The sequence below is a fragment of the Paenibacillus sp. GSMTC-2017 genome, assembly GCF_016019935.1.
GTDB lineage: Bacteria > Bacillota > Bacilli > Paenibacillales > Paenibacillaceae > Pristimantibacillus.
In genome coordinates this window covers 146,184-169,274 of record NZ_JAECMT010000004.1, presented here as the reverse complement: position 1 = coordinate 169,274, position 23,091 = coordinate 146,184, and the positions used below count along the sequence as shown (strand labels likewise).

At 39.3% G+C, this 23,091-nt stretch carries 18 protein-coding genes; 6 read left to right on the top strand and 12 right to left on the bottom strand.

Features of this window, described 5'->3' with window-relative positions:
- Positions 1–105 precede the first annotated feature (105 nt).
- The 4 genes from I6N90_RS16720 to I6N90_RS16705 form a co-directional block, all read right to left on the bottom strand.
- Entirely contained in the window at positions 106–723 is a 618-nt protein-coding gene (locus I6N90_RS16720; protein WP_197936770.1) for a hypothetical protein, read from the bottom strand.
- A gap of 353 nt (positions 724–1,076) precedes the next feature.
- A complete protein-coding gene (locus I6N90_RS16715; protein WP_197936769.1) occupies positions 1,077–3,416 on the bottom strand; it encodes a glycoside hydrolase family 3 C-terminal domain-containing protein in 2,340 nt (779 codons plus the stop codon).
- A 25-nt stretch (positions 3,417–3,441) separates the two neighbouring features.
- Entirely contained in the window at positions 3,442–6,207 is a 2,766-nt protein-coding gene (locus tag I6N90_RS16710; protein ID WP_197936768.1) for a glycoside hydrolase family 3 protein, read from the bottom strand.
- A gap of 143 nt (positions 6,208–6,350) precedes the next feature.
- Positions 6,351–8,627, bottom strand: coding sequence for a helix-turn-helix transcriptional regulator (locus I6N90_RS16705; RefSeq protein ID WP_197936767.1), 2,277 nt, complete (start codon positions 8,625–8,627; stop codon positions 6,351–6,353).
- Between the two features lie 202 nt (positions 8,628–8,829).
- Here I6N90_RS16705 and I6N90_RS16700 point away from each other — a divergent pair, with 202 nt between their 5' ends.
- Positions 8,830–9,780 carry a YndJ family transporter gene (locus I6N90_RS16700; RefSeq protein ID WP_197936766.1) on the top strand — a complete coding sequence of 317 codons (951 nt, stop codon included), beginning with the start codon at positions 8,830–8,832 and terminating at the stop codon, positions 9,778–9,780.
- Positions 9,781–10,164: 384 nt separating this feature from the next.
- On the opposite strand, the gene I6N90_RS16695 is transcribed toward I6N90_RS16700, so the two are convergent.
- From I6N90_RS16695 to I6N90_RS16680, 4 genes are all read right to left on the bottom strand, one after another.
- Positions 10,165–11,250, bottom strand: coding sequence for a hypothetical protein (locus tag I6N90_RS16695; RefSeq protein ID WP_197936765.1), 1,086 nt, complete (start codon positions 11,248–11,250; stop codon positions 10,165–10,167).
- Positions 11,251–11,554: 304 nt separating this feature from the next.
- Entirely contained in the window at positions 11,555–11,887 is a 333-nt protein-coding gene (locus I6N90_RS16690) for a DUF1398 family protein (RefSeq protein WP_332262473.1), read from the bottom strand.
- Positions 11,888–11,963: 76 nt separating this feature from the next.
- On the bottom strand, positions 11,964–12,671 hold the full coding sequence (locus I6N90_RS16685) for a DNA alkylation repair protein (protein WP_197936763.1): 708 nt from the start codon (positions 12,669–12,671) through the stop codon (positions 11,964–11,966).
- A 135-nt stretch (positions 12,672–12,806) separates the two neighbouring features.
- Entirely contained in the window at positions 12,807–13,121 is a 315-nt protein-coding gene (locus I6N90_RS16680; RefSeq protein ID WP_197936762.1) for an antibiotic biosynthesis monooxygenase family protein, read from the bottom strand.
- A 157-nt stretch (positions 13,122–13,278) separates the two neighbouring features.
- Here I6N90_RS16680 and I6N90_RS16675 point away from each other — a divergent pair, with 157 nt between their 5' ends.
- The 4 genes from I6N90_RS16675 (at position 13,279) to I6N90_RS16660 (ending at position 16,975) form a co-directional block, all read left to right on the top strand.
- The gene (locus I6N90_RS16675; protein WP_197936761.1) at positions 13,279–14,355 is read left to right on the top strand and encodes a LytTR family transcriptional regulator DNA-binding domain-containing protein; all 1,077 of its coding nucleotides are present in this window, start codon (positions 13,279–13,281) and stop codon (positions 14,353–14,355) included.
- 161 nt (positions 14,356–14,516) lie between these two features.
- Positions 14,517–15,365, top strand: coding sequence for an ABC transporter ATP-binding protein (locus I6N90_RS16670; protein ID WP_197936760.1), 849 nt, complete (start codon positions 14,517–14,519; stop codon positions 15,363–15,365).
- Complete coding sequence (locus I6N90_RS16665; protein WP_197936759.1) at positions 15,362–16,075, top strand: ABC transporter permease; 714 nt, start codon at positions 15,362–15,364, stop codon at positions 16,073–16,075. The genes I6N90_RS16670 and I6N90_RS16665 overlap by 4 nt, the downstream gene beginning before the upstream one ends.
- 399 nt (positions 16,076–16,474) lie before the next feature.
- Positions 16,475–16,975, top strand: a complete 501-nt coding sequence (locus I6N90_RS16660) for an SMI1/KNR4 family protein (protein WP_197936758.1) — start codon at positions 16,475–16,477, stop codon at positions 16,973–16,975.
- A gap of 10 nt (positions 16,976–16,985) precedes the next feature.
- Here I6N90_RS16660 and I6N90_RS16655 read toward each other — a convergent pair whose 3' ends face one another.
- From I6N90_RS16655 to I6N90_RS16645, 3 genes are read right to left on the bottom strand one after another with little or no spacing between them, the layout of a single operon-like run.
- A complete protein-coding gene (locus I6N90_RS16655) occupies positions 16,986–17,417 on the bottom strand; it encodes a hypothetical protein (RefSeq protein ID WP_197936757.1) in 432 nt (143 codons plus the stop codon).
- Between the two features lie 9 nt (positions 17,418–17,426).
- Entirely contained in the window at positions 17,427–17,966 is a 540-nt protein-coding gene (locus I6N90_RS16650; RefSeq protein ID WP_197936756.1) for a LytTR family DNA-binding domain-containing protein, read from the bottom strand.
- 35 nt (positions 17,967–18,001) lie between these two features.
- A complete protein-coding gene (locus tag I6N90_RS16645) occupies positions 18,002–19,183 on the bottom strand; it encodes a serine hydrolase domain-containing protein (protein WP_197936755.1) in 1,182 nt (393 codons plus the stop codon).
- Between the two features lie 338 nt (positions 19,184–19,521).
- On the opposite strand from I6N90_RS16645, the gene I6N90_RS16640 reads away from it, so the two are divergent.
- Complete coding sequence (locus I6N90_RS16640) at positions 19,522–21,876, top strand: M13-type metalloendopeptidase (RefSeq protein WP_197936754.1); 2,355 nt, start codon at positions 19,522–19,524, stop codon at positions 21,874–21,876.
- Positions 21,877–21,978: 102 nt separating this feature from the next.
- Here I6N90_RS16640 and I6N90_RS25295 read toward each other — a convergent pair whose 3' ends face one another.
- Positions 21,979–23,061, bottom strand: a complete 1,083-nt coding sequence (locus I6N90_RS25295; RefSeq protein WP_332262467.1) for a chitinase — start codon at positions 23,059–23,061, stop codon at positions 21,979–21,981.
- Between the last annotated feature and the right edge of the window lie 30 nt (positions 23,062–23,091).

Here is a 23,091-nt window from a genome sequence, read left to right as displayed (position 1 = left end):
TTTTCGTCTTTATCTATTAGTTTATCATGTTAACTTAATTTAGTACCTCTATTAGTTGACGTGTACAGCTTTATAGAAAAAACCTGGCCAATGGCCAGGTTAGCCCTATTTTGAAGACTTTTGCTTGAAAATAACTTTAAATATTGGGTAGAATACCATAAATGAAATGGTGCTATTGATAACCATCGTAATAACGTCCGCAGTTGTTTCACCAAATGAGCCCCATCCCCATGTATTAATGAATAAGTTATATATCGGAGCTTTGTAAAGTCCTTGAGCTGCGGCAGCACCAATTGTGATTACGATGTACGCTAATACATACCAAAATGCAGCCGTCCAAATGTTACTGTTTGATTTAAATGTAACGTTTCTCTGTGCAAAAAAGTTAACAATCTGTGCAATTCCGATTGCTAGTTGAACGGCAAGGAAATAACCCAGTCCTCCGCCACCTCCTGATGCAAGTGAGCCTGCTCCATAATCAAAAATGTAATATGGACTTCCATCAACGTTTTGTCCCAGTTGAAATACTTGAAAGCTTATCGATAGTAATGATGTCTGTTCGAATATGAGTTTAATTAAAGGCATCAAAATAAGTTGTAATACCGTTATTCCGGCACTCAGTATAAAGAATACTAGGAATTGTGTAATGCCAGGATGAAGTTCTTTCTGTTTATTCCAAAAACCGATCAGTCCTGTATTCTTATTGATCATTATTTCGCTCATTGAATTTCTACATCTCCTTTATCACACCTGCTATTTATGCATTACCAAAATAATAGGCGGGAAGTTTATCGTTTTCTTACGGAATTAAAAAGAGGCGCACCAATAGCCATAAGCCTCAGGTGCACCCTCTTTCTAGTACAATATCTTGTGAACGATTAGTAAGCGGAATACAACTTAACGTAGCCATATTCCCCGAACAAATAGGCGTACTATTACACTTAGTTTCTCATACAAATCGATCTTTATCGAAAAATAAGCACATATTTGCATCTAAAATCAGAAAATATCGCCCGACAATCGAAAATAAGTGTATTTTTGCGTTTACTTCATCATATAGCTCAGCCACGCCTAACCTATCGATTGATCCACTTCAACACCTTCAAAATTTGCTTCCGACTAATTTTGCCGCCGGTAAAGCGGTCAATTTGTCGAAACGGCATATTCAGAACGAAGTAGACATTGTTAGCTAACAAAGGTTTATTGACCGCGTCAAAAAATCTTTTGAAGAAAAACACCACGTGATAGATTGATTTCCCTAGTAGGTTCTTATATCTAGCTTGAGCAATCGTATCGTTTAATCCAAGGTCCTGTTTCGGGTCCCAGTAAGGTGCTGGTGGTTCGTAACCCAGTAGTCGCTTATATTCCACAGCCGTTACTTTATGAACTTGACCGCTGAAATAATGCGGGAAGTTCTCCTTCGTATGATCACTAGGAATAGAATCGCCTTCAAGCGTAATCTCTTCATTCAAATGAATAGACTGGATTGAGCTGCCGATTTGAATGTCGTACGCGCCAGGTTCAACCACCCATCTGTGAGCCGTCGGATTAAAGTAGGCAAAATCATGTTCCTCTAACATTATCGTGACACGCTTGCTTTCAGCAGGCTCTAAAAATACCTTTTCAAAACCTTTTAACTCACGTTTCGCTCTAAAGATAGACGAATTTTGTTTCTGGATATACAGCTGAGCAACTTCTTCCCCTGCAACCGATCCAGTATTCGTAATCGTAAACGAAGCCTGATATTGATCGACCGCTAAATCCGAATATGCAAAAGTTGTATAGGACAGTCCATAACCAAACGGGAACAACACAGGTTTCTGAGCGGTATCGAAATAGCGGTAGCCGATAAAAATACCTTCAATATGTTCTGCCGTTGCCTCCTTGCCCGGATAATAAGGAGCAGAAGAAACATCGCCGTATGCGATCGGGAATGTTTCGCTGAGCTTACCGCTTGGGTTGTATTCCCCAAGCAAAATACTCGCTAACGCTTCTGCACTTCCTTGTCCGGACAAATAGGTGTGAACAATCGCTTTCACATCGTGTACAAACGGCATTTCTATAGCGCCACCGCCCGCAAGAATGACCACAATGTTGGAATTTACTTTCGTAAGTGAACGAAGCAAGTCGAGCTGGTTCTCGCGCAAGCTTAAGTTTACGCGGTCAATACCTTCCGCTTCACTACCTTCATCTAGCCCTAAGAACAACAGAACGGTATCTGCTTGTGCAGCTAACGTTACAGCTTCCCTTAGCAGCCCATTATCAGCGCCGCCCATTCGCTTGAAGCCTTTTGTATGTCCAACAATCGACAGTCCCGATTGATTCAAAACATCGACAGCATTGGATAGCTTAGCAGGGTTAATAAGCGAGCTGCCAGCACCTTGGTAGCGAGGATTTCGGGCGAAATCCCCAATGATAGCAACTTTATTATTCCGAGCAAGCGGTAATATATTGTCGTCATTTTTTAATAAAACAATGGAACGTTTAGCAGCGTCGACCGCTTCATTATGGTGCTCTTCATAATCAATGTGCGACGCGTCGCGATCATGAAGCTGGGTAGTGTAGACCAGCTCAAGCAGTCGATCGACTGCTTCATCAAGCACTCCTTCAGCAAGCTCTTTGTTTCTAACAGCTTGCACAATCTCTTTGTCCGTAATGCCGTTTGTTGAAGGCATCTCTAACTGATTTCCTGCCTTCAGCCCTGCTACGCGGTCATTATTTCCGCCCCAGTCGGTAACGACTACGCCATCGAAGCCCCATTCGCCGTTCAGAATATCCTGCAGCAAATAGTTGTTTTCATTGGCGAACGTGCCGTTTACTCTATTGTATGAGGTCATAATTGTTTTCGGCTTACTCTTCTCAACTACACGTCTAAATCCTTCTAGATACAGCTCTCTTAACGAGCGCTCATCAACGACCTCATCAATCGTCATTCGCATATGCTCTTGGCTATTAACCGCAAAGTGTTTAGGACAAGCAGCAATGCCGTTTGATTGAATACCTTTTACCATCTCGCTCGCTAGTTCACCCGTTAAATAAGGGTCCTCGGAAAAGTATTCAAAGTTGCGTCCGCATAACGGATTTCGTTTAATGTTTAATCCAGGCCCAAGCAGCACGCTCACCTTTTCGCTTGCTGCTTCTCTGCCGATCGTCTGACCGACATCATAAATCAATCCTCTGTCCCAGCTATTGGCTAGCGTAGCTGCTGTTGGGAAACAAGTGGCAGGCAGACTTTTATTTAAGCCCAAATGATCTGCCTTTCCACCTTGCTTTCTAAGTCCATGCGGTCCATCTGTCAGCATAATGCTAGGAATATTCAGTCGTTCAATCGCTTTTGTATTCCAGAAGTTCGCGCCAGACATTAACGACGCTTTTTCTTCTAGCGTCATACTTTCAATTAGTGATTTATACTTCAATTGTTTTCACCCCGCTTTTAAACGCCTATTTTTCGAACAAGTAGGTTTGCAATATCGTGTACAACACATGCTGAACGCTTGTGCGGACTCCGTTTGCGATACCTGAAGGATCAGTTTTGTATGCTTTGTGCAGCAATTTTTCGTTTTTACTTGGTGTCATAATGTCGAGCATGATGTCATTACCAGCTACAACCGCATCCGGCGCTTTCATAAAGCCAAACACTGCATCACTAGAAACGAATCCATCAAAGCCCCATTCATCGCGCAAAATATCATTTAGCAAGACAGAATTTGCTCCAGCCCACTTCGTGCCGATGATCGAGAAGCTGGACATCGCGCCTAGAGGACTGCTGTCTTTCACTGTAATTTCAAAAGGCTTCAAATAAATTTCGCGAATCGCTTGTTCGTTTGCCCAGATCAGGTTACCAGAACGAGCATTTGTTTCTTGATCATTTAGTGCAAAGTGCTTCATGAAGGCAATAATGCCTTGATCTTCTGCACCGTTTATCATATTTGCTGCCATTTTCCCTGAAAGTACTGGATCTTCAGAGAAGTATTCGAAGTTACGACCGCCTTGTGCCGTACGATGAATATTCATACCTGGTGAATACCAGCCTTGAATACCATAAGCACGTGCCTCTTTACCAACCGCTTCACCCATGCGATATGCCAAATCATTGTTCCATGTTGCTGCAATAACAATCTCAGACGGATATGATGCTGCTTCAACTGGTTTGAAGAAGTAACTGAATCCAGCAGGTCCATCCATCAACAACGTTTTCGGTACGCCCAAACGATCTACTGCCATCGTGCGATAAGCACCATTTGCTACATAATCGATCATTTCGTCCATCGTAAATTGATCCATAAAGGCATCCCATTTCGGATCATCAAAAGCTAAACCTTTCAAATCCTCCAGCTTTATACCATTATCAGCGCCAACTGTCGGCATTTCCTGCTTAGAAGCTTCTTTCTTATTCGAGAATGCGTCCAGCACATATTGCGGTGCTTCATGACTAATATTTTTATCGGAAGGATAAGTACCCTTCCAATCATTTCGTGACAAATACGTAATTTCGCCGTCTGCTAAATCAAAACGATTTTCGTAAGCTGTCTTCGTATCTTTATCTTCTCTATACACCTTTTTCTCTGCTAGCTCAAGGTCATAACTTGCTACAATATCATGAACGTTGCGAGCCACTTTAACCGTATACGTTCCCGGATCAAGTACATACGCCTCTTCTGTGTTCATATCATAAGAAGCCATCTCTTCAGTTGCAAAGGAAAGGGTGATCACTTCGGATTGACCAGCTTCCAGTAGAGACGTCTTTGCATAGGTAGCGAGCTCGATTGCTGATTTCTCAATGCCGCCTGCAATATATGGAGCGGAATAATAAACTTGAACAACATCTTTTCCGGCTCTATCACCAACGTTTTTCACTTCAACTTGAAGCTCAATCTTCTCTTCATTCAGTGACTGATTTAGAACTTTCCATTCGAAATCGGTGTAGCTTAGTCCATGTCCGTAAGGATATAACACCGCATTTTTGTAGCCTGCTTCGTCGTTCAAATAGAACGTTTCATAGAAGCGGTAACCAACATAGATACCTTCTTGATAATTTAGGAACGAATATTTCAAGTTGTTATATTTGTAGTCCCCAAAATTTTCGCTTGCGGGAGACGATGAGTTGTCATATACATACGTATCCGTAATACGACCCGATGGATTGACATTACCTGCAAGAATATTTCCTAACGCGTTTGCTCCGTAAGGTCCAGGTGTTCCAATCCACAATACAGATTTGATTGACTCATATTCTTCTACGAAACCAAGCTCAAGCGCATTGCCCGCATTAACTACAACCGTTACATTTTTGAAGTTCTTTGAAACTTTCTCAATTAGAGCACGTTTGTTTGCTGTTAGTTCCAATTGTTCAGAAGTCGCATCGCTTGCTTCTGTGCTCTCACTAGCAATAACAATGACTGCATTTTCCGAATAAGCTTTTGCTTGTGCGATTGCTTCGTCCGTCAAATAGTCTACTTTCGGCTCATCCGTTGAAGTTCCGGCTAACATGCCTTTTACAACTTGAACGATACCTGTTTTGGCCCCGGCACCGACTCCTGCTTTTGCACCAACTTCTTCATACAATTTATGAAGCTCTGTATTATAAGAAATTCCTGCATTCTCTAAGCCTTTGAACAGATTAACCGCACGGGAAGTATCGCCCGCACCCGATCCACCGCCACCATAACGCAGCTCCAATGCTGCTACACCGAAGACGTTAACCTTTTTGTCCTGCAAGGGAAGTTGTTTGTCTTCATTTTTCAGGAGGACAATACCTTCATTCGCAATTTCTTCCGCTATTTTCCCGCCGTGTTCACGTGCTGCAAGTCCCTCAGGTGTATCCGTTACGGCTGTAATGTGTTTCCCTGTCAGTGCATCAATAAGACCAGACACGATTGGACCAAACTGTACGAACAACATGACCGCAATAACCGCCACGATCGACCAGCCAGCAAAACGCCTTGGTCTGTTTTTAATTTTTTTGTAGCGTTTTGCTTCCTTTTTCATCGCTCTACGATCTTTACGGCTGAGAGCTTTCAGCTCCAATTTAGTTTGTTGCTTATGCTCTTTTTGTAGTTTTTTATCCTGCTCTATTGCAGCTTGGCGCTCCGCTTCCGGTAACGCATTAATTTGTTCTTTTCGTGCGCGGAGCTTAACTTTATCTTCTTTCACTTTTTTCACAATTTCATTTTTCTTTGCTTTTCTAGCTTTAAAATAATCCAACACGGCGATCCCCTCCGGTTTAGTGACTCATTTTTTTCAAGTGTAATATAGCGCTTACATTTTAACTATGAGGATCTTGTTGAAAAAAAAGCTAAATATTGCGTTCATCCGATTTTACAGCAAAATCGAAAGAGCAACATTTAGCATTAGGCGTTGATTTTTTCTAGGTCAATCATTACGATTCCGAATATCGGAACCTCGAACTCCAGTGTATGATTCCCCTTTATTTTAAGCTGTTCCACACTTCTTGACGGTCGATTAATCGCATTCCAGTAGGCAATATCATCGAAAGACAACTTTTTGCATTTTCTTAAATCGGCAAGATCCAATCGCTGATCGATCTGCTCCGGCGTTAATCGTTGCTTGATCAATCGGTATGTTCCTTCAATATTTTCTAACCCCAATTTTACAAAAAGATACGGACTTTTAGCTTTACGCCAAGCCAATTCGATTTGTTCATTATTTTGATTCATAATGAGATGCAGCTCTTCTTCGGGATACACGGTCAAAATGCGGTAATTTTCCTGTTGCTTCGTTACGATACACGAATTATTTTGGTACACAAGCCCATCGTACAATCGGCTCACAAACTCTGTCGCATACCAATTATCCTTATAACGACCATCCGGTGTACATAATGACATCCTGCTCGCCAGCTCATCTGGAAAATATTCAAACAACTTGGCTGAATCTAGTGACAGTGGCGGGAAGTAGTGACTTGCAATTTCGAATTGATTCATTTGTTTTATGTAGTTCCAAATGCTCGCGTTTGCTTGCGCTAGATCCGAATATGCATGCATATAATCGTCTTGTTCGTAAACCATCATTCGGTCCAAAATACGATTTTGGGCTTTTATGTTCGTATTTTTACCAATGACCTGTATATGAACTTCGTCAAATAGATGATTCAGTGCAGCATCAAGCTGAATCTTGCGCATACGCGTCCAGTCATCAATCCAATAGACAGTGTTGTGGCTGTTACTATCATTAAGCAGTACTTCATCCACAGGCTGCACAGGGAAATGAATAACAATATTGTTATAGCCTTTAAAAATTGAGATAGCATTCGCTATCGGTAGACATAATTCACCGCCACTTTGCCATTCATAGAAGCAGCGGAATTCAAACATCCACTGCGGGCTTGTCCTATAATTTTGTTGCAGGTGGACACTCAGCTCAGTCATTACCGATTCAAATGATTCGTTATTAGGGAAACCACGCTCTTTCCAATCATCAAAATCGATGGATTGAAATTGAAGGTACGGATACATGCCCACCGACACGATCTGCTGCAACATGTGATCCAGCGCTCTAAATGAACAAACGAGTTTACCGTCATTCATCTTAATATCCACTTTTTCGAATAATCGAGTAACGGCTACCCACTTCACCCCAAGACGATCACGGACTTCGTACAAACGACTATCGCTAAGTTCGCCCTTTACTTTTAATATATGGTTGACCTTATGATATCGGCCCGCCGTTTCATTCAAATCTAATTGAACTTCAATTCGTTCGGGTACAATAGGTGAAGCTGCCGGTAACTCACCTAGAGCCACATATGGCGAGAGTAACGCTAATACATCTTGAGATAGTGCCACGTCAGCACGACTCTGTACCTCTCTTAGTTGGCTCTTTTCACGAAATTCAGCAGGTGTGAGCTTATATCTTATTTTAAATGCTTCGTTAAATGAGCGTACATTAGGAAAGCCACTCGCTAAAGCTATCGTTACAATCTTGTCGTGCGTGCTCTCCAACATTTGATAGCTATGAAACAATCGCACTTCTTTGATGTAGTTACCGATTGAAATACCTAACTGATTCTTAAAGGAATGTGCTAAGTAGTATTTGCTACTATAGAACTTTTCAGCAATTTCATCCAAGCTAAGTTTTTCAGCATAATTAACATTAATATACGATACAATTTCTTTCACCTTATCCGAAGTAGCGTGTGCTTGCTCCTTTTCATCTGCTGACCCAAGATATCGATACAACAATCCGATTATTCGTTTCGAATATCCTTCGATGATATAATCCGAACCTTCACCTGGATATATCATTTCGATATACAAATATGCCATACTATTTTTCACAAGCTCATAACCATCTTTTTTGTACACCATCGATAGTGGAATACTTTGCTTAAATGACGGAAACTCATCTTGATACTCATTAGTTAGAAACTTAACCGTAAGCGTCGCATTTTCTTTGCTACCAATTACACGAACGATATCACCTTTATTCAACACGAAAATGTCACCTGTCCGAATCAATATATCCGAACCATTTCGCATAATTTCCAAATAACCAGACAAAACAAACCAAACCGTCAACTGCGTCATGAGAAGAAAATCCACCTCCTCAATTGTTTCAATTGCGGCCATCACGGATTTATCAGATCCACTTTTTTTACTATTCAACATCAAACCATCACCCCTTCCGATGCAAAAACGTTGTAGGTTTAACTGAGTATACGAAAATGATGTTTATCTTCATTTATTATAAACCATTCCTTCATCACTTGTGGTCCCGTTCATGTATAGTCAATAAAGAACCTGCAAAATGTGCTAAACTACTAGAAGGCATCACCTATCTATTCAAAGGCAAACTTCTTGGGGGCAATTCATGAAAACATCGGTATTACCTACGATTATTGGCGGAATCATTACGCTCGTTATCTTTTTTCTAGATAGCTTAGCATTTAATCTTGTCGAAAAATTTCTCATCTATGCGGTATTCGTCATCGTACCTCTTGTCATTTTACTTTTGGACCGTGACGAAAAAAACAATATGCAACAAAAAATGTTCACGGCTATTAAACTGCTTCATATTCCCGCAGCTCTTCTTACGTTAGCTTCTATTATGAGTAACAAGACGTGGGGGCTTGGTAACACAGTAATCCCGGGAACACTCTCCCTTGGATGGGTACTATTCACTCTACTGCTCTGCGTGTACGGCATAACCATTATTACTAATCACAAAGGAAGAGTAGGAGAATTAGCAATTGGTGCGGGGCTCGTTTACTTTTTTGTCGGAGGTATTTGGTTCGCGCTCTATCAGTATCAAATTCACATCTACCAAGTTAGTCCTTCAACGCACGCTCTAAATTCAGTTCATTTTCATTTCTCATCTGCTATCGTTCCAATCTTTATAGGTATGCTCGGACGGATCATGACGAAAAAAAGCTGGTACCCGTGGATCGTTGCTATCGATATCATTGGACCCATCCTCATCGCTGTCGGCATTATTTTCTCGAAGCCGATTGAGTACATTGGTGTCACCTTGTTCGCTTGCAACATTGCCATTTACACAACTTATCTGCTTGCTTACTTACGGAAAAGCTCTGTACGAAATAAATCATCCTTATTTTTAGTAGCTTCTTGCTTAGCCTTTTATGCTATTGTCGTTATTTCGATTTGTTATCCGTTACTGAAAAGGTTATTCTCCTTAACGATACTCGATTTCATACCGATTTACGGATCGCTTCACGCGTTTGGTTTTGTTTTATTCGGTCTAATCGGATGGATTTACATGGTGAACTCTTCTAAGAAAAAGGTACTTATTAACGAAGCATAGATGGCGATTAGTTAAACTTCACAATTCTATTATTTATAAAAAACGAGCAACACGATTGATTATTGCAATGTGTTGCTTTTAAGCTAGCTAACCCCAAATAAAGCTCAGTTACCATGCAACTACTATATACTATCATTCTACTTTGCAGACATAATCGTTAGGTATTTCGAAATGACATCCTTTTCGTTGACAAATGTTAGCCATGATCGAATCTTAAGCCCCATTTTAGCCTTGCAGAGCTATTATCACTATCATTGTTCAAGTATGTAGAAACAGGTTGTGGAACCGATAATCTTATCTACAGCAGTGTATTATCATAATTATATGCTGAGAAAGATACGTAAAACTTATGTGATCTGATTTAAGCTAATTACACGCATTATACTATTTCTTAGTAATACCTTCCTTAATTCTTCTGTATATATTGGATAAGCTTATTTCAAAACCATACCCCTCAAATTTTGTAAGTGTAACTGCACCACCAAGAATTTCTTCGCTATTATTTTCTTCATTTTTCATGTTATCCATTATTAATGAATGTTGAAGAATGGATGCATCAATTATTTTTTGCTGCTGATCGACTGTCGTCCTTAAATTTTCAATAGTAATGTTTTGTGACTGAGCAATCGCGTTTGCTAAAAGTATCTGGCTTTTTAAATGCTGAATATTAGCCATTAGTTGTAATTCACTCGGTCCAACATCTGAATTATAGTAGTTATTTGATATTACATTAGGTAGTCTTAGATAAATTTCAAGTGCATCATAAATTTTATATAATGCCACTTCATCTGAAGTTGGTGTTACCGAAAACAGAACTTGGCCTGCCTCATGATTCAAATTAGAGGTAGCATTTATTCCTAAATTCTTTAGGAAATCGGTAAAGTAGATAAGGTACTGTTCACAAGAAGTCCGAACCTGCTCGGGAAACTGAAATAAACTAATTACGGAACCCTTATTTAACTCTTCTAAAAGTCTCATTTTAGTTTTATTAACGAGTTCACAAATAAGTTTTGAATTTATTTCATAAACTTCTTTTAATGTACTTCTTGTTGTAATAGTAAAGCCAAAGATATAAGACAACTCAGTAGCATCTATTGCTAAATCAAAACCTTTATCCTCACACTGTAATTCCACAGTTCTTCTTAGCCCTTCAAAAAATTCATCAATACTATATAAATTTCTCCACTTATTTGCTTGTAAATAGAAGAAAATAGACATCTTTTCGAGACCATTTTCTGTTCTTGATATATAAAAATTAAAAATCTGATCTTCTTCTCCAAAATAAAACATTATACTTTCTATCTCTTTTGGTATTTCGTCTATTACTACTTCTGAGATCCTCTGAAAAGCATCAAAATCTTGAACACTTATCTCAAACCAGTTACTTATTTTATCTACAGTCACATGGTCTCGTTCGATTTTAACTCCATTTAACACCATATATCGGTCATTCTCTATTATCATATTCACGACTAATTCTCCTTACTCTCTTAGATATCCTTAGTCATACTAACCTTTGTGTACTCTTAAAAAAATCTTTGCCCCTGGTCTCTGCAAGCAAGATCCTTCATAAACTAGCATATCCCCTTACTACCAAAATTAGCTAACATTTACAATAGGATGTATCTGCTTAATCACTTTAAAGCTTTAAATAACAACTTTAATATTACCTTATATTGGTTTATAAAACTAGGTCATACAGCTTAAGTAAACTATAATTAAAGAAGAGGTTGCACCAAATGCCTATGGCATTTGGGCCCCCCTTCTTAATCACTTATTCAAAAGTCGGAACTCCTTCAACATACGATTCTCCAGCCCTACCGCTAGTGTAATTAATCGATCTCTCGATCATATTCACTTCATAATAGTGCACACCCGCATCGGCCATATCTTTAAGGAAATCTGTATATGGAGTCAAGTTTCTTTGATGATGTTCCAAACCTCTCTTTACGGCATCCGCTTGAAAATGATCTGCAACTTCAAGGGTTAAAGCCGACTCACTACCCTTTTCTTCATACTGATTGTCTCCCCCAAAGAATACGGTATGGTCACTCGCTATACTCGTCCGATAGGATATTACTCCCGCTCCGAGCAATTGTTGAAAAATTTTAGGATATGGCCACTTTTCATGTTGGAAACTTCGCTAATTCGTTTCACTTCCTCAACATTCATAAACGTCTCTCCTAACATCTCACATGTTTTCGCTTGAAACCAATCCGTCCTTTTTCAACCGCGTTTTGAATGGTTAACGATGCGTTCAAAAACTTGCTTTTAGCGCTGTCTTGATTAACTTCTACCGGTCCCACTTCCTGCGCAATTTCGATCGCCTTATCATGAAGATGCTGATAGGATATCCCCACCGTATATAAGAATTGATTCATCGCATATTTTGTGCGCTCAGGGGCCTCATGAATAGTCTCTTTTACACGTGTCAATAATCCAGCAAGCTTTTCCTCTGAAAATTCATGGTCTGGACGATTTCCGAGCAGCCAGCAATAACAGTTCCAACCTGCTGACATTTTCAAATCAATATTGCTATCTATCCATTTATCAGAAACCTCTTGTGCGATATTTGTTTCTGACAACGTCACTGCTACTACAAAGTCAGATAACATATAGAAATATGCTCCATCTATCCACCGTTCAAAGTCGGCCTCAGTCATTACATTGGGGTCAGCGATTATACCAGCAAAATACATAGCGTCATAATTTCCAGTAGCGTAAAGCTGATCGGCTAATGGCTGATTAAGTTTTATCTTTTTGAACAGAGGTTTCATCGCACCTGTAGCCACACCAAAAAGTGGTTCTTGCGCGCCGTTAGATTGATATATTTTCTTAGTTCGTTCTTTGCCTAGAGCTTCAAGCTCTTGCATGACCGCTTCCAAATTCATTATTTACACTTCCTTTTACTAATTCGTATTCAGGATTAGGACGTTCTCAATTGAATATATCATATCGTAGCCTTCATAAAAAACCATCGTCTCCTGTACATCAGAAGGCGACGGTTTTTAAACTCATACTATCTGTTAAAAGGAATACTCTCTTTCCACTTTACAAATTTTCACGTTGTAATTTTGGTACCAATCTTGCTTGCCTTTCTCCTGCGCAACTAGGTGAGATTGATGCTGCTTCCAGTTGCTAATTGCCTCTAAACTCTCCCAATAGGAAATCGTAATACCAACTCCTGAAGAATCTCTGACACTTTCTACTCCTATAAAGCCAGGCTGCTTATTTGCAAGCTGCACCATCTTTTCCGCCATAACATTATACCCGTTGTCCCCATCCGTACGCTTACTCGAAAATATGACTGCATAATATGAACCGTTTGATTCATGACTCATTCCGATCAGACTCCTCTTCACAATTTACTTTAATATTAGCCTTTCACATTTTTAGCTGTCTATAAAGAAACATGGCTTTCGCATAATAGATTGTTGTATAATCGTCCGAAAAGAGACCCATGCCAAAACTTTACTTTCGAACAGCGAGGAGAAATGTATGGCTGTACTTACGATTGATCGTTTAATAAAGAGACAAGGCAATGCACTGCTATTGCCAGAGATAAATCTGCAGATTAAGAGCGGTCAGTGTGTCGTTGTACAATGTAACAATGAACTTGGGCATTTACTTATCCAACTGCTTCTAGGCGATATTCCGGCATCTAGTGGTCATGTGCTTATCGAAGACTCAAATTTACCTCAGCATTTTAAGAAAAACGCACACAAAATAGGCGTTTCCCTTCTGAATGATGGACTTTATGGGCGACTTAAGGTAAAAGATTCGCTCACTTTTTACAAGAACATATACCAAGCAACCATCTCCATCGATGAAGTATTGCACAAAATCGGATTAGAGGACAAAAAAAACAGCAAAATTTCTTCATTAACCTTCTCCGAGCAAAAGCGATTGCATCTTGGGAGAACGATTATACATAACCCTGTGCTGCTTATTTGGGAAGAACCCGAACAAAACGTGGATATTGAAAGCCACATCATTATTCGTTCACTACTTACTGAACTTCTGAACGAAGGAAAGGCAATTCTAATTACAACATCCTATCTTGCAGATGCCATTTCCATCACCAATGAGGTATATAGACTGAATGAGCATGAGTTTAAAAAATTAGATGTTAGCGATGATTCGGGGGTTGATCTTCATACGGACGTAACTGCTCCCCTCGAGGAATATCCATCACAAACTACAATACTTCCACCTACAGCAATTGAAGTTCGACCCGTTCGGGTGGAGAAAATCCCCGCCAAGGTAGACGATAAGATCATCTTGTTCGATCCAACAGAAATCAATTTTATTGAAAGCAGTGAGGGTATATCCTTACTTCATGTTAAGGGGGCCACTTTCCCTTGTGTGTTTACCTTAAGTGATCTTGAGATCAGGCTAAAACCGCTTGGTTTCTTTCGGTGTCATCGTTCTTATATCGTAAATTTACAAAAAGTGCGTGAAGTCATTTCATGGACACGTAATAGTTTTAGTCTCATATTGGATGATGACAAGAAAAGCTCCATTCCACTTTCCAAAGGAAAATATGATGAGTTAAAGGGGACCTTAGGTATCTAAAGGTGCCTTTTTTTAATAAAACAGAAGCTCCATTCCTCACCCAAAATGCAGTATTCAACCCCTAGATTACTCCCTTTATCCTGTAAATAATGCGCAGTTATGCGGTTTTCCTTACAATTGGTTTTGCACAAGCAAGATCAATCGATAAGGGAGCTAACAGGATGGAACATGAGATTGAAGTAAGGCAGTTAGTAAAATCTTTTGGTAAAAAGACGGCTCTGAAGGGTGTTGACTTCCATGTTCAAAGGGGAGAGATTTTCGGATTGTTAGGTCCTAGCGGTTCTGGCAAAACAACGATGGTGAAAATTCTAACCTCACAACTACAGCATACATCAGGGTCTGTGCAAGTGTTCGGCAAAGATGTAAGCAAGCTGCGTGATTCATCGCAATTGAAACGGATAGGCATCCTTACTGACAACAGCGGTTTATATGATCGACTGACTGTGTATGAGAACTTGGAACTCTTTTGTAAGCTATATGATGTAGATGTAAAGCGCATTGATGAAGTGCTGGAGGAAGTTACACTTATTCAAGACAAGAAAACCGTAGTAAACAAGCTATCCAAAGGGATGAAGCAGAGAGTTACATTAGTAAGATCTTTATTGCATAAACCTGATCTTTTGTTTCTGGACGAACCTACTTCTGCATTAGACCCAACCAACAAGCAACAAATTCATGCAAGCCTGCGTAAGCTCAATGAGTCAGGTACAACCATTTTTTTAAGCACCCATGACATGCAAGAAGCGGAGTATCTCTGTCATCGGCTCGCTTTCCTCGATAATGGAAAAATTGTAGAGATTGGCAAGCCACACAACCTACGAGTGAAATATGGGGATTCTGCAATTAACCTCGTACTAAAGAATGGTAGCCGTATTCAAATCGAACAAAATGAAGCTGGCGCACAATCCGTTGCTCAATATATAACTACAGGGGAGTTGATGTCCATTCACTCGAATGAACCAACTTTGGGAGAGATATTCATACAACTTACAGGGAGGTCTTTGCAATGACGTTTTCAATACGAAGAGTATCTGCCATCGTTGCAAAAGATGTAAAGGATCTACTCAAGAACTCTTATATTATTTTAATTACTATATTTTTGCCATTGGGACTTGCAGCCATGTTATCTCGTTCGGGATCAGACGACGCTAGTCTATTAGGTACTCCGATCAATCTTGCACTAGTTATAACGGGTGCCTTTGTTCAAGCCACTATGATGGCTGAGGAAAAGGAGAAAAACACCTTACGTGCCTTATTGCTATCTCCGGCTACACGAATGGAAATTATGATCGGCAAGAGCTTCCTATCTTCTCTAATTACGATTTTGGTCGTTATTGGTTCGATCTTTATAAGCCAAATGCAGGTGCCAGAGCTTTTTTATTTCACCATTATGATTCTGCTTTCCTTAATCATTTTTATCTCACTTGGTACCATTATTGGACTTGTCTCACGCACGGTCATGGAAACCTCCATTGTGGGTCTGCCTCTTCTCGTGATCTTTACCTACGGATCGATGATAAGCACGATGCTGGACAACGATGTCGTTAGTACAATCATTACTTATCTTCCTACCGAGAGCTTCTCATCGGCACTCATCAGTCTGGAGCAAAATGGCGGTTTCTCAGAGATTAAATGGCATCTCCTTAATATGCTGCTCTGGGCGATTGGTTCTCTCGTCATTGCAGTCATCGTCTATGGCAAGCGCCGTTTTGATAAGTAATTAAAAAATAGAAGGTGAGGTTATATACATGAAATTTAACCTAAAAAACTTTATTATTCAATTCGTAATAGCTGCTGTTATTGTCGTTGTCATCTTAACTGTAGTCAAATAAGATCACTATCGATGGCGTTTCCTATGCCTATGTGGATTCAAAATATCTCTAGCGCCTATAATGAGCAAACCCTGCGGTTCCAAACGCTCGGAACCGCAGGGTTTATTACTTTTCCTCGTCTAACCTCATACAAAATAAATAGCCCCGCTTATACTCGCCATAGCTTACTTATCTTTCATCCGCGCTTCCTAAATAAAACTATTAATCACATTTAATGAAGTATATAATTACCATGTAAATTAATACCACCTATATAGACTTAACTATATCTGAAAGGCTGCGTGAGCATGAATACAGCAATTATTTGGGATCGATCTGATGGGACAACTTCTAGAGAATCTATTGCAAAGGTTGAGAAAAAACTTGGAGTATCATTTCCCGATGAGTACATTACCATAGTCATGAATTATAATGGTTCGTGTCCGACCCCCTGTCTATATAAAATATATGGTAAAGAAACAGGTAACGCCTATAAAAAAATATTTGGTTACCTTATACCGTATGGCCTGCAGGATCGTCCCAATTTTCTTGAAGAATACACTGTACTTAAGAAAATGCTTCCTAAGAATGTAATTCCATTTGCAGATGATCCTGGAGGAGACTATATCTGTTTTGATTTCAGATCCAGTGATGAACCAAAAATTGTTTACGCTGATATGGAAGTAGCTGTACATGTAGACAATTGCACAAGAAAAGAAAGATTAAGTGGTGAAGTCGAAAAAATGCAAGAAGAAGCACTTTACGATGTTGCTGATTCATTTGCAGAGTTCATAGATAACTTGTTTTAATACCCACAGATTATTTATCTTTTATCCTCGCCTTGAACGTTTCCAGTTTACGTTGAGCCCGTCGATACATCAAATAATCGACTAGATTTGCTATACATATAATACCTAACACGATCAATAACATCGGGATATATTCTTCTCGGTTGACCGTTTCGGTGCTTGTTATAAGCAGTAAGGACACCATAATCAATATAGTAACGACCAGTGCTATTAAGTTGTTTATAAAAAAGTACATGCGAGCATTGGCTATACTGATCGGTAATATTGAGGTTAGCCACTCTGAAATAAAACCAATGATGAAGCCTATACTTCCACTCGCTAATACCATTAATACTTTATGCTCAATCCGCACATTCGTATGGTTAAGAAGCTGTACGATAACACCTATAAAGAGACCTAGAAAAAATGACTTTATTACATTTTCTAAATTAATTTTTTCCATAATGGACTCCTATATGTTGAGTGTGGTTCTAAGTTTTTTTGAGAACATCTTCGATACTTCCAGTTCAACGTTATTGTCCATTCTAAGTACATACCTAGAATTAAACCACGGGATGATTTCTTTGACATGAAGCAAATTAACAAGCTGTGATTTATTAATGCGGATAAACCCTTTTGCAGCCCAGATGCTCTCATAATAGTGCAACGTTTCTTTGATACTATAACGATTAACTTTCGTACATGCCATAATACCTTCAGCACTTGCTTCTATATATAAAACATCCTTTGGTTCAACAATGACGAATTTATTTTCACTTAACCCTGTAACAGTATACATACCTTGAATATCTTCTCTAACACCTGATACCAACAGTTTAACTACATCCATGTAATCAATCGCATCAAATACAACACTAAGCTTACCGCTTGGTATGTCGTATCCTTCTTCAACGAGTACCAAATCACTATCGTCCTTAATCTCAATTTGGTATTTGGCTAATTCATGTTTGAGCTTGTCATAAACTTTATGCGAACACAGTAATTGAACCATTATGTGTCTCCTATTTACAGCTTTAATGAAATCATCTATTCCACTATCATCCTATCATAGATCATTCTTATTTTTACTAATTCTTGTATCCCTTTTTCCACAAAACCAAGTGAACCAAAATTAGCAATAAAAAAGGTATCCTTTTCTTTATCATAGAATAGATAAGTCCCTGTCGCTCCGACCCCGCCATAAAGGTCTGACATTGAGCCTAGCAGAAAGGATAATTCACTAAAATCAAAGTACATCATGCCCATGCCATAATAAATCCCTTTATCGAAGCGCTGTGAAAAGTCAGTCATCTCTCCATAAACGTCATCGGACAATAGATTTCCGTGCTCCAAAGCCCTCATGAACGTTAATAGATCATTCATCGTCGTAACAACGCCACCGCCTGCCCAGTCGACAGATAATGCATTTTTGTCGCTATAATCAATACCATTCAAATATACGCCAACAATATCAACTGGTTCATCATTATAAAACATTAAATAGCTATCCTTCATATTAAGTGGCTCAAATATCTTTTCTTCCAAAATAGTAGAATACGGCTTTCCCTCGATTGCCTCCAAAATAAGCCCCAGCAAAATATAGCCCGTATCTGAATAATTAAATTGTTGTCCTGGTTTTCCTACAGGCTCTTGATTGTCTCTAGTAAATGCAATGAAATCTTCAGGAGTAAATAAACGATCCGGATCAGATGAAATTATGTCTAATATAGGCTTTCCGCTTTTTACTGGACCTACAAAATAGTCCCCTACTCCTGATGTATGACTCAGTAACTGTTTTAATGTGACCTGATCACTATAATCTGTACCGTCTATTACAAATAGTCCCTTTAGGATGTCCGCATTAAGCCACCTGTTTATTTTATCGTCAAAGCTTATTTTGCCTTCGTCTACTAACATGCCGTAAATAACGGCAACCATCGTTTTACCGATACTAGCTGAATGATATTGACTATCAACTTGGACAGGCTGATCTGACATTTTATTTTTGGTACCTACAGCAAACTGTTCGAAATAGCCAGACTGATTATTGTAAATGGTTAATAAAGCGCTAGATAAAGAATCATTCTTTTTCACTAGTTTTGTTAACTGTTTTTCGATTTTTTCATTTACTTTCTCTTTAGATATTGGTCGATTCATAAAGATTAATACACCAAATCCAACTGCAATTACGGCGATAATACTAACCACTATTTTAAGTCCTTTTTTCATAGTAACCACCTCTCGTTTCATGTACTTTTCATACATTAATCTAATCGATGGTTTACCATTTAGGAATGCATTCAAGCTAAGCGGTCGAAATTTACGGGTAAGATGACATTACAGCGATTTAACTATTTGTAGAAAGCGTAGGTGCTGAGCAGAATCGTTATTCGACCAAATAATATATTACATAATTTATACCATTTAAATTTAATGAAATTTTCTATTTTTTATATTGGAATCATTTGCAAAGTTAGGTGGTTTTATTATAATAAAAGGATATGTATGGAATATTTCGTACATATATCTGTAATTATTCATTAAATACACCACGAAGGAGTCCGAAGATGAAAAAGCATTATTTAGCCCTACCTGTAGCCATTGCAATGGCACTATCCGTAAGCGCATCAGCGTATGCTGGTGCAACTAAGCCGCTACCTACACGAGGCGAAATTGTCCAAACCTTGTTGACGTCAGCAGATGCTTATAACACTTATCTTCAAAAAGGAACGATTATTCAAGGGTATGAAAATGGAGATTTAAAAGAAAATGAACCCATTAAAAAAATTGAAGCATTAGTTATGCTAAGCAGAGCATTCGGCGATTTGCCGGAGCCTGTAGGAAATGATCTACGGGTTGGAACGTTTGGTGTAAAGTTCTCTGATATACCAGCTTGGGCTAAAGGCGATATCGATAAATTGCTAAAAGCAGGCGTACTAGCGGGCAAACCAGATGGTACATTAGGTGCTAATGACACGATTACGATGTCCGACTTCCAAAAAATTGTTACAAGAGTATGGGCGCTTGAAGGCTCCTATTTAAATGACGACTTTTATGAAGCGATTAATAAAAATTGGTTGAAACAATCAACTATCGCCCTTGGTGATTTTTTCGGCGGCGGTATCCCTGAGATGCACAAACTCAATAATGATAACGTAACGGAAATGATAGATGAGCTGACTGGAAAGTCATTTGCTCCAGGTACAAAAGAGCGTAAGCTTACTGATTTTTATGCCATAGCATTGGATACGGAAAAACGGAACAAACAAGGAATCGAACCAATCAAAAAATATGTAAATGCAATTGATGGTGCCAAAACAATAGGCGAGCTCATTCAAGCTGACCTAATGATAGAGAAGGAATTAGCTCTAAGTACATTGTTCCGATTTACGATTATGGCCGATGCCAAAAACAGCAATGAAAATGCGTTACATTATACTGGACTTAAAACGGGCCTATATAAATTCAACTACGTAACAGAAGATGCAACTGCGAAGCAATTATACATTGATCAAATAACCAAGTATCTCGTTTTGACGGGTGAGAAAGAATCCACAGCCAAAACTCGCGCCGAGAACGTTTATGAGATGGAGAAGAACCTCGCTGCTGTTTCGCTTGATGTCCATGAGCAAGGTGATGTGAATAAATTTTATAATCCTTATACAATCGAACAGTTTGACGAGATGCTTAAAGAACCGGATATGAAGCAAGCTATGAAATCAATGAAGCTAGACCATGTCGATAAAGTAATCGTAACCGATGTGAAGCTGGCGCAAAAAGGCGCTGAATTCATGACGGATGCTAACTTGGATGTACTTAAAGCCTACGCAAAAGCACAGTTGCTTGCAGAAACGGGCTGGCTACTTACAGATGAAATTAGAAAAGTGTCGAGCGATTTCTACTCAGCGCTGTACGGTGTTGTCGGAACGAAAACGGATAAAGAAATAGCAATAAGTGCTACAAAAGGTGCACTAGCAGGATATTTGGAGCAAATGTTCGCTGAGAAACATTTCTCCCCAGAAGCGAAAAAAGATGTAGAGCAAATGGTAGAGAAATTAATTGTTGCCTATGAGGATAGAATTAATAAGCTTGATTGGATGTCTGAAACGACCAAAGCCAATGCCATCAAGAAGCTAAAGAGTATGAAGGTTAAAGTTGGATATCCAGATAAGTGGGATACGACGCTGGATCAGGTAACAATTAAGTCATACGAGGACGGCGGCTCCTTATTCTCCAACTCCTATGCAGCTACTTCCGCACTTCAAAATGCGATGAAAGCTAGTCTGGGAAAACCGGTTGATAAAAGTAAATGGTCAACTGAAGTCTATACTGTTAATGCTTTCTACAACACGATGAATAACGATTTGACATTCCCTGCAGGTATTCTTCAAGCTCCTTTTTATGACATAAATGCCAAGCCTGAAGAAAATCTTGGGGGAATCGGCACTCTGATAGGCCATGAAATCAGTCATGCATTCGATAAAGAGGGAGCAGCATACGACGAGCATGGCAATGCTACTAATTGGTGGACGGACGAAGATCTTAAGAAGTTCGATGAAAAATGCCAGCAACTAATTGCATTCTACGATGGGATAGAAATCGTTCCAGGTGCGATGAACAACGGTTTAAATACGTTAAGTGAAAATGCATCAGATTTGGCGGGTATGGCAGTTGCATTACAAGTCGCATCGAAGCTCGAAAGTCCCGACTACAAAGCGTTTTTTGAAAACCATGCAGTAACCAACAAATATACGACAACAAAAGAGTTTGCTACGATGATCAGTGGAGCATCTTCTCATTCAGCTGATAAAGTTCGGGTGAATCGGACGGTTGTGAACTTCGAAGAATTTTACGAAGCTTATGAAATTAAGCCTGGTGATGGGATGTATGTAGCACCTAAAGATCGCGTTTCGATTTGGTAAATGAAATAATATAATAGCTAAGTAACAAAAAAAAAGTGTGGCTGTCCCAAAAGTCATAAAAAATGACGGGACAGCCTTATTTTCATACCTGCTAAATACAAATCAAAATGGGCTCATACCTAATGTATCTACTTTCTCACCTTTAATAGATATGCCCATCTTCTTTGTAATTTTACGATAAAAACCAATTCGACGACCGATACGACGATCGCTTTTGTCTAAATTACCTTCAAGTTTACCATTAATAATCATGATAGTAATACCGAACCCAGGCTCGGTTAATCCTTTAGAAATATCCGATTCTGAAGGTGTCCATTTACCAACCATCACATCATGTGCGGAAGGAACAAGAGGATGTTCCGTCATCCAAAATAAGATAGCAGTCATAAAACCTAACTTCCCATCATTCACAATAAGCTCTGGCTGCTGAAGCAGCTTATCTTTGGTGCTATAAATAATTCCGCTAATTAATCCGTAATTGTAGTTCCAGCTCAGTTGAATCGGTCCACGTCCATGATAGGACCTCCCAGGGACAGGCGGAAAGTGATCATGTGCTTCAACATAATTGACCGTTTTGGTGTTAATATAATTAATTTCCTCATTCCAATACAAACCCCAAGCAAGTGGACCTCCTAGCGAATTGGGCCTGCCTCCACCCGTTTCGTGCGAAATATTGGCGAGAAAAGCTGCCAGTTCATGCTTTCGCTTCAAGTCAGACCCCTCTTTAAGAAAGGAACCAAAATCGACCGTTTTCGAAATAATCGGTACCATCTCGTTTGAAGACGTGTTAAAGCTATCACTTTGATAGATGAGCGTTTCTGTCTTCGTTTCTTTATCTAATCGAAATACGCGTCTATTCTCAGTCTCTTCCTGCCTATATTCTACTTTATATTTAATATTTGCTATGTCCGTAACAGCAGCAATCAAGTTGTTATAGGAATAATAGTCAGCTTGATCTACCTTGTAATTGGGCTGATTGGTCGCATGTTTATGCCATTTCTTCGTACCAATACGGTAAGGGAACAATTGTTCAAATTGCTCCTGTGGCAATATATTTTGTACAGCGGCAACGGCTTTGTCCGGTGAAAATTGTGGATCAATCCCACCCCACAAGGATGTAACCTCCAATTCAGTAAGAACGCGGCTGTTGCCAACTATAAATTCATCCAAAGCTTCATTTCTCACGTTATTCCCCTTCCAAGTATGAACATTCCC